Annotated in this window: 12 protein-coding genes; 9 read left to right on the forward strand and 3 right to left on the reverse strand. The window is 62.6% G+C overall.

Going from position 1 to position 15,303, the window contains the following annotated elements:
• The first annotated feature begins 212 nt into the window (after positions 1 to 212).
• The 9 genes from H567_RS28630 to H567_RS0116765 all read left to right on the forward strand — a co-directional run bounded on the left by H567_RS28630 (position 213) and on the right by H567_RS0116765 (position 11,027).
• The gene (locus tag H567_RS28630; RefSeq protein ID WP_028322270.1) at positions 213 to 794 is read left to right on the forward strand and encodes a hypothetical protein; all 582 of its coding nucleotides are present in this window, start codon (positions 213 to 215) and stop codon (positions 792 to 794) included.
• 395 nt (positions 795 to 1,189) lie between these two features.
• Complete coding sequence (locus tag H567_RS0116725; RefSeq protein ID WP_028322271.1) at positions 1,190 to 1,567, forward strand: DNA-binding transcriptional response regulator; 378 nt, start codon at positions 1,190 to 1,192, stop codon at positions 1,565 to 1,567.
• A gap of 15 nt (positions 1,568 to 1,582) precedes the next feature.
• Complete coding sequence (locus H567_RS0116730; RefSeq protein WP_208598409.1) at positions 1,583 to 2,467, forward strand: methylenetetrahydrofolate reductase; 885 nt, start codon at positions 1,583 to 1,585, stop codon at positions 2,465 to 2,467.
• Positions 2,468 to 2,484: 17 nt separating this feature from the next.
• Complete coding sequence (locus H567_RS0116740) at positions 2,485 to 6,924, forward strand: FAD-dependent oxidoreductase (RefSeq protein ID WP_153306228.1); 4,440 nt, start codon at positions 2,485 to 2,487, stop codon at positions 6,922 to 6,924.
• 182 nt (positions 6,925 to 7,106) lie between these two features.
• The gene (locus H567_RS0116745; RefSeq protein ID WP_084517463.1) at positions 7,107 to 7,532 is read left to right on the forward strand and encodes a hydrogenase iron-sulfur subunit; all 426 of its coding nucleotides are present in this window, start codon (positions 7,107 to 7,109) and stop codon (positions 7,530 to 7,532) included.
• A gap of 256 nt (positions 7,533 to 7,788) precedes the next feature.
• Positions 7,789 to 8,457: a methylenetetrahydrofolate reductase C-terminal domain-containing protein gene (locus tag H567_RS0116750; protein WP_028322276.1), complete on the forward strand. Its 669-nt coding sequence runs from the start codon at positions 7,789 to 7,791 to the stop codon at positions 8,455 to 8,457.
• 5 nt (positions 8,458 to 8,462) lie between these two features.
• Complete coding sequence (locus H567_RS0116755; RefSeq protein ID WP_028322277.1) at positions 8,463 to 9,398, forward strand: methylenetetrahydrofolate reductase; 936 nt, start codon at positions 8,463 to 8,465, stop codon at positions 9,396 to 9,398.
• A gap of 191 nt (positions 9,399 to 9,589) precedes the next feature.
• Positions 9,590 to 9,970, forward strand: a complete 381-nt coding sequence (locus tag H567_RS0116760; RefSeq protein WP_028322278.1) for a response regulator transcription factor — start codon at positions 9,590 to 9,592, stop codon at positions 9,968 to 9,970.
• A gap of 28 nt (positions 9,971 to 9,998) precedes the next feature.
• Positions 9,999 to 11,027 (forward strand): hypothetical protein, encoded by a 1,029-nt coding sequence (locus H567_RS0116765; protein WP_028322279.1) that lies wholly within the window; start codon positions 9,999 to 10,001, stop codon positions 11,025 to 11,027.
• Positions 11,028 to 11,313: 286 nt separating this feature from the next.
• Here H567_RS0116765 and H567_RS0116770 read toward each other — a convergent pair whose 3' ends face one another.
• From H567_RS0116770 to glmS, 3 genes are read right to left on the reverse strand one after another with little or no spacing between them, the layout of a single operon-like run.
• Positions 11,314 to 12,549: a M20 family metallo-hydrolase gene (locus H567_RS0116770; protein ID WP_208598410.1), complete on the reverse strand. Its 1,236-nt coding sequence runs from the start codon at positions 12,547 to 12,549 to the stop codon at positions 11,314 to 11,316.
• A gap of 25 nt (positions 12,550 to 12,574) precedes the next feature.
• Entirely contained in the window at positions 12,575 to 13,288 is a 714-nt protein-coding gene (locus H567_RS0116775) for a lysophospholipid acyltransferase family protein (RefSeq protein ID WP_028322281.1), read from the reverse strand.
• Entirely contained in the window at positions 13,281 to 15,107 is a 1,827-nt protein-coding gene (glmS, locus tag H567_RS0116780) for a glutamine--fructose-6-phosphate transaminase (isomerizing) (protein WP_028322282.1), read from the reverse strand. Before glmS ends, H567_RS0116775 begins: the two co-directional genes overlap by 8 nt.
• Between the last annotated feature and the right edge of the window lie 196 nt (positions 15,108 to 15,303).

Here is a 15,303-nt window from a genome sequence, read left to right on the forward strand (position 1 = left end):
AAAAATCGCGACCGTAAAATGAGTAGTGACCATAAAATCGACTAACATACTGAAATATCAGCTTTCGGTAAAAAAAATGGCAAACTTGGGTTAAGCAGAAAATGCTTTTTAACTTGACTTGACCCCTTTTCTGCTATAGCGTCCATTTTGCAAACCTCAGCCTAAGACTCTCCTTTTTGGGCAATTTTGTATCAACGCAGGGGGGAAGTGACATGAAGCGACTCGTTTTTTTTCTTGTTCTTTTCTTCATGATGTGCACTTGGGCCCAAACCTCGGCCAATGCTTCCACCACCATAAAAGCATATATCGATGGTCAAAGCCAAATCATCCTCCAAGGCAACAGCGCTCAGTGGTATCACATATTGCATGATGCTCCTGGACGGAACGGTGGCAACACCTATCCGACTACTATTAATGGAAGTGATTGGTACCCGATCTGGTCTGACATTCCGGATGCCCGCAACAATAGTTGTAATTGTTATTCTAATGTCTATAACTCAGTCAGCCCACCTATCCCCTCTTCATCCACAAAATTCTGTTTAAAGGTGATATCTGCTCGTGAATCTGTAGAAATAAAGGAACAACCCACATCCCAAAACAAGTATAAATTGATTATCGAGTTCAATGATAATTCAATGAGTGGCGCTGATTGGTATGAGATCGAGGTCTACCCCTGTCAAACGGCTTCTCCCGCCCCTGTACCCACAATCAACCAATGGGGCATGATCGTTCTCTCTATCTGCTTTGTGATTTTGACACTCGTTGTATTGAAGCGCAAAAGGAACATGATTTAATCCTATCCAGGGATGTTCTTCGCATTTCGCTTTTCCGGAGACAGGGAACGTGAAATGCGAAGGACGCCCATCATCGATTGGGGCATATCGTAGCAGACGGGGCATAATGCCCCGTTTTCATAAACCCTGTCATGTCAATATCTTAGAAATCAGCACCCCACTTAGCGCTACAAATTGCCCCATCCAGTCCGCCCTATCCCCTCCCCCTCCCTCGCGTGAACGGTTCTTTATCTTGTAATATCCATTACTAAGCCATTCTGGCACCATTGTTGCTCATTACTCGGGCGCATCCGGGGATCCGACGCTTGGTTCACGGGATCCCCTCTCAGAGATGCAGGCCCCGGAGAGAAGGGCTGAACGGTGGACAGCAAGACAACCTGAAAAGGTCACACCTTATGGATGCATCGCGCAAGACCGTTCTCATCGCCGAACCGCAAAGCGTCATGGCCCCGGAGCTGCGGCCTTTCATGGATGACAACGGACTCGAGGGGGTGCATGCCGCCACCCTCAAGGAGACCCTCCTGACCATCCAGAACCAGCGCGTGGACGCCCTGGTCCTCGACTCGTCTCTGCTCGAGGAAGACTGCACCTTCATCTCCATCATCAAGGGCATGGCCGAGGATCTTCCGATCATCATCTGCGCCGAGACCAACACGCCGGAGTTCGAGAGCAAGGTGCGCCAGCAGCGAATCTTTTTTTACCACATCAAGTCGTTTGGCATTCAGGACCTCGAAATGGCGATCGCCAACGCCATGAACAGGCCGCCACATTAATTCCTGGGAGGAATCATGAGCATGAAACTGGAGGCAAAAATCAAAGCCGGTGATTTTATCGTCCTGGGCGAACTGGAGCCGCCCAAGGGGGCGGATTTCTCGATACTGCTGAAAAACGCCAACCTGGTCAAGGGCCGCGTGGACGCGCTGGTAATCCCCGAGATGGCCAACGCCGTCATGAAGGCGAGTTCGCTTGCGGGCTGCGCCTTCCTCCAGGGGCACGGGCTCGATACGATCGTGCAGGCCTGCTGCCGCGACCGCAACCGCCTCGCGCTCCAGGCCGACCTGCTCGGGGCCGCCGCCCTCGGGATCCCATCCGTCATGGCCGTCCAGGGGGAGGACATCACCTTCGGCGACCACCACCAGGCCCGCGCGGTCAACGATCTCGATCTGCTCGAACTCCTTGGCATGCTCCAGACCCTCGGCCGGGGCAAGGACATGGCCGGCATCGAACTGCAGGGCGCCGCGCCGGACTTCCTGGTGGGTAGCACCTTCAACGCCGGGGCGGCAGGCGGCGCCCTGGAAGTGGAACTGGCCGAACTGCAAAAAAAGGCCGACCTCGGCGTGCGCTACATCGTCACCACCCCGATCTTCGAGCCCGACCGGCTGAAGGCCGTCCTGAAGCGGATCGACACCTCGCGCGTCGCCGTCATCCCGACCGTCCTCCTGCTCAAATCCGCCGGCATGGCGCGTTACATCGACCGCAACATCCGCCACATCTCCATTCCGCCCGACACCATCCAGTCGATCCAGAAGGCCGGCGACAAGGCCTACCAGTGCACGAAGATCGCCGGTGAACTCGTGGCCGCCTTCAGGGAGATGGGGCTTGCCGGAACCTTGATTTCAACCATCGGGTGGGAGGACAAGCTCCCCCAGGTCCTGGACATCGCCAGGCTCTAAGAAAGGAAACCAGCATCATGACGGAGAATCAGGCAAAAAAGGTATCGGGATCGGTCATGGTGGTGGGGGGCGGCATCGCCGGGATGCAGTCCGCCCTCGACCTCGCCAACTCGGGGTACTACGTCTACCTGGTGGAGAAATCGTCCGCCATCGGCGGGCTCATGTCCCAGCTGGACAAGACCTTCCCCACCAACGACTGTGCCATGTGAGTGATCTCACCGAAACTGGTCGAGGTCGGCCGGCACCTGAACATCGAGTTGTTGACGAACGCTGAACTGATGGACCTCGAAGGGGACGAGGGTCTGTTCCAGGCCCGCGTGAAGCTGGAGCCCCGTTACGTGGACCTCTCGAAGTGCACGAGCTGCGGCGAGTGCACCAAGGTCTGCCCGATCGAACTCGACGACGAGTACAACCTCGGGCTCAGCAAACGCAAAGCCACCTACAAGAAATACCCCCAGGCCATCCCGGGCGGCTATGCCATCAGCAAACGCGGCACCGCGCCCTGCAAGGCCACCTGCCCGGCACACGTCAGCATCCAGGGCTACATCGCCCTCATCAACCAGGGGAAATACCGCGAGGCGCTCGAGCTCTTCATGGAGGCGCACCCCTTCCCCGCGGTCTGCGGGCGCGTTTGCCACCATCCCTGCGAGGGGATCTGTACGCGGGGGGACGTGGACGAACCGATCTCCATCCAGTACCTTCACCGGTTCCTCGCCGATGTCGACCGGAGCGGCGATGAGCCGTATGTGCCGGCGGTCCCCGAGGAGAAGCGGGACGAAAAGGTGGCGGTCATCGGAGCCGGCCCGGCCGGCCTGGCGGCGGCCTATTTCCTGGCGCTGAAGGGGTACACCGTCACGGTCTTCGAAAAGCTCCCGGTGGCGGGCGGCATGATGGCCGTCGGCATCCCGGCCTACCGGCTGCCGCGCGACATCCTGGCGCGGGAGATTGGCATCGTCGAGGCCATGGGGGTCGAGATCCGGACCGGGGTCACCTTCGGCGAGGACGTCACGCTCGAAGGGCTCAAGGCCGACGGGTACAAGGCCGTTTTCATCGGAACGGGCCTGCACCTGAGCCGCGGGCTGAACGTGCCCGGCGAGGACCTCCCCGGTGTACTGAAAGGCGTCGACTTCCTGCGTGACGCGGCGCTCGAACGGCCGGTCGCGGTGGGCGAGCGCGTCGTCGTGGTCGGGGGCGGCAACGTGGCCGTGGACGTGGCCCTGACGGCCCTCCGCGAGGGCGGGAAGGATGTCACGCTCGTCTGCCTCGAGAAGCGCGAGGAGATGCCCGCCTGGGACTACGAGATCGAAGAGGCGCTCGAGGAGGGGATCAAGATCGTCAACAGCCTCGGACCCCGCGCCTTCATCGAGAAGGACGGGCGGCTCGCCGGGCTCGAGTTCAAGCGCTGCACCGCCGTCTTCGACGAAAAGGGCGCCTTCCGGCCGCAGTACGACGAAGCGGATCTGACCACCTTCGAGGCCGACACGGTCATCGTGGCCATCGGCCAGGCGGCGGACCTCTCCTACGCCGAGAAGGAAGGGATCACGGTCGGCGCGCGCGGGGGCCTCACCGCCGACCCGGTGACGCTTCAGACGCCGACCCCGTGGGTCTTTGCCGGCGGCGACGTCTTCTACGGCCCGAAATCCGTCGTCGAGGCGGTCGAGTGCGGCAAAACCGCGGCCGAGAGCATCGACCGGTATCTGAACAACGTCGACCTCCGCGAGGGGCGCGAAAAGGACTGGTCCTACGAGAAGCCCGATGCCAAGGGGGAACCCTTCCGCCCGCGGGTCGAGATGCGCCACCTGCCCGTCCAAGAGCGGCGCGGGAACTTCCAGGAGACCAACCTCGGCTTCAGCGAGGAGGAGGTCCGGGAGGAGGCCCAGCGCTGCCTCAAGTGCGGGATCTGCAGCGAGTGCTACCAGTGCGTGAAGGCGTGCCTCGCCCAGGCGATCGACCACGAGCAGAAGGCCCTCGAGCGGGAGATCACCGTCGGCTCCGTGATCCTCTGCCCCGGCAACGACATGTTCGACCCCTCCCCTTACGAAGAGCTCTACCACTACCAATCGCACCCGAACATCCTCACGAGCGGCGAGTTCGAGCGGATCCTGAGCGCCTCCGGACCGACAATGGGCCACCTCCAGCGGCCGTCGGACCAGAAGGAGCCCCGGAAGATCGCCTGGCTCCAGTGCGTGGGCTCGCGCGACCCGCACACCTGCGGGAACGGCTACTGCTCGGCCGTCTGCTGCATGTACGCCATCAAGGAGGCCGTGATCGCCAAGGACCACAGCAAGGAAGAACTCGACACGGCGATCTTCTTCATGGACATGCGCACCTACGGGAAGGACTACGAGAAGTACTACAACCGGGCGGAGCATGAGCATGGCGTCCGGTTCGTGCGCTCCCGCGTCCACAGCATCAGCCCGATCCCGGAGAGCGATGACCTCCAGCTCGAGTACTCGGACGAAAACGGCGTCATCCAAGGAGAAGCCTTCGACATGGTTGTCCTGTCGGTCGGCCTCCAGATCAACGCCGAGACCGTGCGCCTGGCCGAGCGGGTCGGGGTCGACCTCGACCGCTACCACTTCGCCGCCACCGAGCCCTTCAGGCCCGTCAGCACCTCGCGGCCGGGGGTCTATGCCTGCGGCATCTTCCAGGGCCCCAAGGACATCCCCACCTCGGTCGTCGAGGCGAGCGCGGCGGCCTGCGCGGCCGGTTCCAAGCTCGATGCCGCGCGGTGGCTCGAGACGAAGGTCTTGGAGATCCCGGACGAGATCGACGTGGCCGGACAGGAGCCGCGCATCGGCGTCTTCGTCTGCAACTGCGGGATCAACATCGCCGGCGTGGTGGACGTGCCGGCGGTGACCGAGTACGCGGCGGGGCTTCCGCACGTGGCCTTTGCCGACAACAATCTCTTCACCTGCTCCCAGGACACCCAGGACAAGATCAAGGAGGTCATCAAGGAGCACAACCTGAACCGCGTCGTGGTCGCCTCCTGTTCGCCGAGGACCCACGAGCCGCTCTTCCAGGAAACCCTCCAGGCCTGCGGCCTCAACAAGTACCTCTTCGAGATGGCCAACATCCGCGACCAGGACTCCTGGGTGCACGCGGGCGACCATGAGGGCGCAACCGTCAAGGCCAAGGACCTCGTCCGCATGGCGGTCGCCCGCGCCGGGTTCCTGCACCCGCTCCACGAAAAGCGGATCCCGGTCAACAAACGCGCCCTCATCGTCGGCGGTGGCGTGGCCGGCATGAACGCGGCCCTCGGCCTGGCCGACCAGGGCTTCGAGACGGTGATCGTCGAAAAGGAGCCGGAGCTGGGCGGCCTCTCACGGCAGCTCACCACCACCATCGAAGGCGCCGACATCCACGCCTACATCGAGAAGCTGATCGAGCGGGTGAACCAGAACGCGAAGATCCAGGTCCTGACCAACAGCCTGGTGGTCAACTTCGGCGGGTTCAAGGGGAACTTCACGACGGAGGTCCTGGTCGGTCCCGGCATGTACGAGCGGAAGATCGACCACGGCGTGGTGATCCTCGCCACGGGCGCCACGGAGTACGTGCCGAAGGAGTTCCTCTACGGGGAGAACGAGGGCGTGCTCACGCAGATCGAACTCGGCCGGCGGCTCGAAGAAAAGGGCCTCGACGGCGTCGAGCGCGTGGTCATGATCCAGTGCGTCGGGTCCCGCAACGAGGAGAACCCCAACTGCTCCAGGATCTGCTGCCAGAGCGCGGTCAAAAACGCGATCCACATCAAGGAGATGAACCCCGCGGCCGATGTCTTCATCCTCTACCGCGACATGCGGATGTACGGGCTCCTCGAGGACTACTACCGCAAGGCCCGCGAGATGGGCGTGATCTTCGCCCGCTTCGAGCCGGAGAACCCGCCCCGGGTGGAATCCTCGGGCGGCGGGCTCTCGGTCACCTTCACCGACCACGTCCTGCAGCGCGACATCCAGGTCGCCGCCGACCTCGTGGCCCTCAGTTCGGGGATGCGCGCCCAGGACACCGAGGAACTCGCGACGATCATGAAGGTGCCGCGCAACGCCGAAGGGTACTTCCTGGAGGCGCACGTGAAGCTCCGCCCGGTCGAAATGGCGAGCGACGGGGTCTTCGTCTGCGGGACCGCGCACAGCCCGAAGCTCGTCTCGGAGACCATCGCACAGGCCCTGGCGGCCGCTTCGCGCGCCACCACCTTCCTCTCCCAGACCGAGATCACCCTCTCGGCGGTGACGGCCCGTGTGGATCAGGACAAGTGCGCCTCCTGCCTCATCTGCGTGCGCTCCTGCCCATACGGCGTGCCGCGCATCAACGAGCTCGGGGCGAGCGAGATCGACGAGGCCCTCTGCCACGGCTGCGGAATCTGCGCGGCCGAGTGCCCGGCCAAGGCGATCGAACTCAACTGGTACGAGGACGAACAGCTCATCAGCAAGGTGGACGCCCTGCTGGAGGGGGTGCTGTAGCCGGTGCACAGCCAAGGCCGGGATGCCCCCCTGCAAAGCGGGGGAGCGGAAACCGGCACACACCCTGTGAACAGCGCCGGGCGCCACGTTGCAACGGAAAGACGGATGCCGTGCAGCTTAAGGGGCCGGCTCAACCAAACAGTTCGGCGGAGCGGAGGCTTTGCCGCAGAGGGGACATCACCATGGAACAGTTCGAACCGATCATCGTCGCATTCGCCTGCAACTTCTGAGGGTACACCGCCGCGGACCTGGCAGGTTCGATGAGGCTTCAGTACCCTGGGACGATCCGCATCATCCGGGTCCCCTGCACCGGCAAGGTGGACATCATCCACATGCTGCACGCCTTCGAGAAGGGCGCCGACGGCGTTTACATCGTCGGGTGCATGGAGGGGGACTGCCGTTTCATCCGCGGGAACCTTCGGGCCCGGCGGCGGGTGGAGGCGGCGCAGAAGATCCTGGACGCCGTCGGGATCGGCGGAGAGAGGCTGCAGATGTACAACCTGTCTTCCGGTGAGGGGCCCCGCTTCGCGGAGATCGCCACCGAGATGACGGAAAAGATCAAGGCCATCGGCCCCAATCCTATCAAGCTCGCCAAAAAGGCCGCCTGATGGAGCGCCGTGGCTGAATCCAGAATGCTCGAATCCAGTCGACGGCACCCGGTTGTTTGTGCTGTTTTGGATTGCATAAATTTTGAAATGCCACTATGAAAGCATCAAGCGTTTTGACGAACCAGTGCCCGTTCCGGGGCCTTTCACGGCCTGCCGCGCGCGGCTGAAAAACGCCTCCCGGAGAGCGTGGCACGTTTCCCTTCCTTGAGACGGGAAGCCGACCAACCCAGCGCGATTGATTGAGAGGGAGCAAGACATGATTGTTGCCGAAAGAAAACCGATCGAAGAGATCATCGACTACGTGAAGGACAAGCAGACCATTCTCGTAGCGGGCTGCAACGAGTGCGTCACCGTCTGCGAAGCGGGCGGGAAGAAGGAGGTCGGGGTCCTCGCCTCCGCCCTGCGCATGTACTTCATGAACCAGGGCAAGGACGTCAAGATCGACGAGGTCACCCTCGAACGCCAGTGCGACCACGAGTACCTCGAGGAGATCCGGAACGTGATCGACAAGTACGATGCCGTCGTCTCCATCGCCTGCGGTGTGGGCGTGCAGTTCATGGCGGAGAAGTACTTCTCGACCCCGGTCTACCCGGGCGTCAACACCTGCTTCATGGGCGTGACGGAGGAGCGCGGCGTCTGGAGCGAACGCTGCCAGGGATGCGGCCAGTGCATCCTCGGCCGCACCGCCGGGATCTGCCCCATCTCCCGCTGCGCCAAGCGGCTCTTGAACGGCCCCTGCGGAGGATCGTCCAAGGGCAAATGCGAGATCAGCAAGGACGTCCCCTGCGCCTGGCAGCTGATCATCGACCGCCTGAAGGAGCTCGGACGCCTCGACGACTACGAGATTCTTGCGCCCATCAAGGATTGGTCGACCGACCGGGCCGGCGGCCCCAGAACCGTGGTGAGGGAGGATGTGAGACTATGAGCGCAATGGCTACCCTGAAGACCCCCAGCAAGTTGGAAAAGATCCTGGCAGCCGGGCATCTTGCGGTCACATCCGAATGCGGCCCCCCGCGCGGGAGCGATCCCGAGGCGATCACCCGGAAGGCCGAGATGATCAAGGACCATGTCGACGCCATCAACATCACCGACAACCAGACGTCGGTCACGCGGCTGTGCAGCCTGGCTTCCTGCATTCACATCAAGCTCATGGGCCTCGAGCCCATCCTGCAGATGGTCGTGCGTGACCGCAACCGAATCGCGCTCCAGAGCGATATCCTGGGAGCCGCTTCTTTCGACATCTTCAACATGCTCTGCCTCTCGGGGGACCATCAGAGCTTCGGAGACTGCCCGGCCGGCCAGAACGTCTTCGACATCGACTCGATGCAGCTCCTCCAGACCGTGCGCCGCATGCGCGACGAAGGCAAGTTCCTCGGCGGCGACGAGATCAAGCGCCCGCCCCGCATGTTCGTGGGGGCCGCGGCGAACCCCTTCGCCGACCCCTTCGAGATCCGTGTACCGCGCCTCGCCAAGAAGGTCGCGGCCGGCGCCGAGTTCATCCAGACACAGTGCATCTACAACCTCGACAAGTTCGAGAAGTGGATGCAGGGCGTCCGGGACCGGGGCCTTCACGAAAAGGTCCACATCCTGGCGGGCCTGACCCCCATGAAATCGGCCGGCATGGCCAAATACATGAAGAACCGGGTGCCGGGCATGGACGTGCCCGACGAGGTCATCAAGCGCATGAGCGGCGTCCCGAAGGAGCAGCAGCCCCAGGAGGGGCTCGACATCTGCGTCGAGGCCATCCAGCGCCTCAAGGAAGTGGAGGGCGTGCACGGATTCCACATCATGGCCATCGAATGGGAAGACAAGGTCCCGGAACTGGTCGAAAGGGGTGGACTCTATCCCAGACCGCAGGTAGATTAGAACTGGAAACCGATTCGCGGCGGATAGCGCCTGGATGGGCACCCGGTTCGTTCTCGTTCATTGGTGTCCATCCGGAAGTGACATCCCGGCAGAACCCCGCTTCATATGATTGAATGTATTCAAGACCATTTTTGTCTCGACTCGCGTGGAGCATTTCGAAATAGGGAACTCACAATTCAGGAGGAATCGATATGGCAAAACATTACATTCTGGTGGTTGACGATGATCCCGATCTGGTGGAGACCGTCGCGATGATGCTGGAGAGCAAGGGATGCGAAGTGGGCCGCGCCTATGACGGCGTGGAAGGCGAGGAGTCCATCAAGCAGCGCCGCCCCGACCTCGTCATCCTGGATGTCATGATGCCGCGGAAGGACGGCTACGTCCTGTGCGCCGAACTCAAATCGAAGGACGAGACGAAGGACATCCCGGTGGTGCTTCTGACCGCCGTGGGCGAGGCCGTCCCGACGACGACCTACACGCACCGGGACGGCATGTCCACGGAGGCGGACGACTACATTCCGAAACCCATCGACACCGAAGGGCTCTGGAAAGTGGTCAGCGGTCTTCTCTAGGGATCTTCAACCGGCGGCGGGGAATGGCATGGGGACCTGCGCCCCCCTATCTCTGGGCGGTTTCAAGATTCTCGACCAGGTCCTGTGGACCCCCTTGGCCGAGAACGGCCTGGATGGATCTCCGGGGCGGGAGTTCTGCAGCCTGCTCTCGACCCGTGAGGTCAACCTGCCTTTCCTGACCCTGGAACGCTCCGGTCCTCAGACCTGCTGGAACATCGTCTTCGGCTCCCAGGACGCCTCCCACGCCGGCGCGATCTTCCCCGATCACATCCTCTGCGAAGGGGGGGCCCCCATGCCGGGGGCCGTCCTCTCGCTCTTTCCGCACCGCAACGACCCCATCGTCGCCGGAAGGCTCATCCAGGCCTTCGCCCGCGCCGGCATCTGGCCCTATGTGCTGGCGTATTCCCCCTCGGCCCTCTCCGTGGTCGTCCCGGCAGCAGCCGTTGCGCAGGCGACCGAGGCCATCTTCGGCCCCTTCTGCTTCGGGACCTTCCACACGCCGGTGGACTGGCGCCTCGCCCAGCAGGGGAAGGAGGCCCTCTTCAAGGAGGTCGTCGCCTCCTTCAGCGAAAAGAGGCCCAAGGTCTACGGCCTGCGCTGGTCCGACAACCTGCGCCTTTTCATCCTGGACCTCGAAAAGGCGACCATGCCGCTCGCCGGCCGAATCCTCGAAGCCCTCGCCCCCAGCGGCGGGCCGCTGCATTTTCTCATGTCGAGCCTGTCAGACCCGGCCTCCCGGACCCGGCTCCTCATCGCCGTCCCGGAGGAGGCCCGGTTCGCATGCTCGGCGGCGATCGGCCGCGGGGCGGATCAGGGGTTTTCGGCGACCAGCCGCCCCGCCGCCCTGTTCACCATGAACGGCCCACACTTCGGGGACCGCTTCGGGATTACCTCCATCCTGCTTCAGGGGTTCGAGGAGGCCGGCCTCCACTTGATTGCCCTCAACTGCTCGGTCGCCTCCATTACGGGGCTCGTTGCCCCCGAAGAGGCCGACCGGGCCGTCTCCGCCATCACTCACTGCTTCGAGGTCCCCGCGGTCATCAAACTCTCCGCATGATGCGTCCTAATAAAATCATTCATTTCTAAATATTACGTTACATTATTTACAAATAACTTTAAGCTAGAGACGTTCGTTTTCCCCCTCCGGATCATTTCTTCCCCTCGAACCTACCGCGCATCGATCGATGCAGCCTCAACCTCCTCCAGGTACGAATCTTTTCGTGCTGCATCATCGCGCCGAGCGCTGCAGCGGCCTCAGCCTCCTCCGGGGGCGGATCCCTTCAAATACCGCACAGAAATGACCCCACAAAAGCCCGCTCCCGCAGGGCCGGATCTTTGGCGGACTACTCCTCGACAAAGAGGCACGCGAAGACCTTCGCGTCCGAGAGGATGTCCGGGATCGGGCAGGATTCGTTCGGCTGGTGGGCGGTGTGCGGCGCTGTGGACCAGACCGCGGCCGGGTAGCCCGCCCGGCGGAAGAAGGCGGCGAAGGTCCCCCCGCCGATCCCCATGGGCCTCGCTTCGCGCCCCGTAACCCGCAGGACGGCCCGTTCGAGGGCTTTGACCACCGGCGCGTCGACGGGGGTGGCCTCGGTCGCGTCCTGGCGCTGAACCACCTGGATGTCCACCTTCAGATCCAATTCCTGCGCCACCTTCGCCGCAAGGTCCCCGATCGCCCCGATGACCGTTTCAACCTCGTACACAGGTAGAATACGGCAGTCCATGTAGAAGACCTGTCTTCCCGGAACGGTATTCACGTTGGGAACGTTGGCCTCGATCTTGGTGCATTCGAAGGTGGATACGGGGGGGCTGAAGAGCTGGTCCTTCTTGCCGAAACGGGATTTGATCTTGTCGAATGCCGTGATCAGCCGCGCCGCGCCGTACAGGCTGTTGTTGCCCCGATGCGGCGTACTCGCGTGGGTCTGTTTGCCCGTCACCGTCAACTTCAGCCATAGCATGCTCTTCTCGGCCACCTCGATCATGGTCCCGGTCTCGTTGCCGGCATCCGGTACAACGATCCAGTCCGATTTCTTGAACAGATCCGAACGTTGGGCCAGGAGCGGAACGAGCCCATACTCGCTTCCAGTCTCTTCGTCCGCCACGATGGCCAACCCCACCTGCCGTGCCAGGGGTGTGTCCGCCTCGAGGACGGCCTTCAACGCCAGATAAGAGCTGACGATCCCGTGCTGATTGTCTTCGACCCCACGCCCGATTACCCGGTCCTCCTCGATCACCACCTTGTAGGGGTCACTCTGCCACAGGTTCGGATCCCCCGGTGGAACGATGTCCGCGTGGCTGAGGATCCAGACGGCGGGAGCCTCCGAGGCCTCGCCCCAGCGGGCGACGAGATTGGGGCGGTACCCCGCCGGCACCCGGGAGTCGATGGCATGGAACTCCTCGATCACCGTCGGGTTCAACTCCTTCAGCAGGGTCTTCACATAGGCGATCTTTTCGTGCTCGCCAGTGCCGCCGTTTTCGGGTCCGAGCGCCACCCGGGCCGTCAGCTCGGTCTGGAGCTGGATGACGTCCAGCGTGCAGGCATCGATGCGGGCGAAGATCTGGTCCAAATGGTTCATCATTCCTTTCTTTCCTCCTCCTTGCATTTCAGGGATGGGGCGCAGGCGGGGCGTCGAGGCCCGAGAGCAGCGCGATGCGATGCATGATCTCCTGCATGAGGGAATCGATGGCGGGGAAAGGCGGCTGCAGCGGAGGTCCGAAACGAACCGCCACGCGGGTTCGCCGCCCCGTCGGGGTGTACTCGAAGCCGGCCGGCACGATGGGCACCTCCAGCCGGCCCAGCACGAGGCGCACCATGCCGCTCAGGCCCGGCCCCATGCACTGCGGATAGTAGGTCCCTTCCGGAAAGACCACCACCCCCTCGCCGCTCTGAAGAAATCCGACCAGGCGCTTCAGATAGCGGCGGCTCTCCAGCGGGCGCTGCCGGTTGAGCGGCACGCCCCCGAGGGAACGCAGCACCCAGCTCCCGACCGGGTGCGAAAAGAGCTCGACCTTGGCGACATAGTAAAGCGCCTTGGGCGTGCTCAGGCCGAGCAGCGGGATGTCCTCCCAGCGCTGGTGCTTGGCCAGGAGCAGAAACGGCCCCTCCCCCGGCACATGGTGCGTTCCCTCGACCTCGAGGTCGAAAAAAGGACGGAGGCTCAGCGCGGCAAACGCACGGGCAAACCGGCAAAACCCCTCCCTCCGACGGCAGAGGATCTCTCTCTCGGCTTTGCGGCGAAGCTCGACGGCATCGCCGCACCCCGCCGGCCCGGAGCGGTCGCTCCCCCGCCCGGCAAGGCTCTTGCGCCGCTCATTCAACCGTCACGCTCTTGGCCAGGTTCCGCGGCTGATCGATGTCCCGGTTCAGGAACTTCGCGCAGTAATAGGCAAGCAACTGACAGGGGATGACCGTCAGGAGGGGGTTCAGGAAAGAGAGCGTCGGCGGGACCTCGATCACCTCGTCGACCAGTTCACGGATCTTCGCATCGCCTTGCGTCGCGATGGCGATGACGGGGCCTCTGCGGCTCTTCACCTCCTGGATGTTGCTGATCATCTTCTCGTACATGTCGTCCTGGGGGACGATCGCCACCGTCGGCATCTCGGGGTTCACCAGGGCAATCGGCCCGTGCTTCATTTCCCCTGCCGGATACCCCTCGGCATGGATGTAGGAAATCTCCTTCAGCTTGAGCGCCCCTTCCATCGCGATCGGGTAGTTGTACTTCCGGCCGAGGAAAAGCCAGTTCGAGCAGTGATAGTAGTTCTCGGCAATGGCCTCGATATGGTTCGCCTGGGCGAAGATCGCCTTGATCTGTTCCGGCACCTGCTTGAGAGCCCGAATCGCCTCCACGCCGTCGGTAAGCGAAAGATTCTGATGACGCCCCAGCAGCAGCGCCAGGAGGGTCAGGATCGTCAACTGCGAAGTGAAGATCTTCGTCGACGCCACCCCGATCTCCGGGCCGGCGTGATTGTAAACGCCGGCGTCGGTCTCGCGGGCGATGGAACTCCCCACGACGTTGACGATCCCGAGGAGCGAGGCGCCTTTGCGCTTGGCCTCCTTGATGGCGGCCAGGGTGTCGGCCGTTTCGCCGGACTGGCTCAAGGCCAGGATGAAGGTGTTGTGCGGGAAGTTCAGCTTACGGTAGCGGAACTCGGAGGCGAGTTCCACCTGCACGTCGATCTCCGTGAGCTTCTCGAAGACATAGCGTCCTACGCAGCCGGCGTAAAAGGAGGTGCCGCAGGCCACGATCACCAGATGCCGGCAGTCCTTCAGGCGGTCCCACACAGGCATGATGCCGCCCAGCTTGGGCACCCCTTCGGCCGGCTCGAGCCTGCCGCGCATGGCGTTTTCGATGGTGTTGGGCTGTTCGTAGATCTCCTTTAGCATGAAGTGCGGAAAGCCGCTCAACTCGATGTCTTCGCCCCGCCACTCCACCGTCTCGACATCCCTTTTGACGCTGACCGCCTGCGCCGTGGAGATCGACACGTCGTCCTTGGTGAGGACCGCCAGCTCGTTGTCCTGCAGGTGGATGACCTGGTTGGTGTAGCGCACCATGGCGGAGACATCGGAGGCCGCGAAACGACTCCCGTCGCTGAGGCCGATGATCAGCGGGCTCCCGCGCCTCGCGACGACGACTCTCCCCGGCTCGTTGCGGTGGATCACTGCAATCCCGAAGGTTCCCTCCACCTGCCCCATCGTCTTGCGGACCGCCTCGCTCAGGCTGCCGTCGTAATAATGCGCAATCAGGTGCGCGAGCACCTCGGTGTCGGTCTCCGACCGGAAATGCACGCCCTCCTGCTGGAGCCTTTTGCGCAGGGTGTGATAGTTCTCGATGATCCCGTTGTGGATGACGAAGACATTCTCTTTCTCGTCCCGGTGCGGATGGGCGTTTTCCTCCGTCGGCGCCCCGTGGGTGGCCCAGCGCGTGTGCGCGATGCCGCTCTCACCGGTGATGTCGAGTCCGGCGAGCTTCTTCTCCAACTCCACGATCTTCCCCACCGCCCGGTGGCAGGCGATCTGGTTGCCGTGCTGCACCGCAATCCCGGCCGAGTCGTACCCGCGGTACTCCAACTGCTTCAGCCCCTCGATCAGGACCGACTTCGTGTCCCGCGGCCCGACATAACAGACGATTCCACACATAGTTCCTCTTTTGAATTCAACGTTTTACGCTTCAGATTTCAGGCCTCGATGCTCACCGCCGCGGTTCGCAGACGGTCGCACGCACAAGGGAGCGGCCCTGTTTCAGGAACCGAAACCAGATGGCATTCAGATTATTGAAGCGAAGAGCTCAACCCTCGGCGCATCGAATCCGAGGGCTCAACACCGCCGCTTTCAC

The organism is Desulfatiglans anilini DSM 4660, assembly GCF_000422285.1.
GTDB lineage: Bacteria > Desulfobacterota > DSM-4660 > Desulfatiglandales > Desulfatiglandaceae > Desulfatiglans > Desulfatiglans anilini.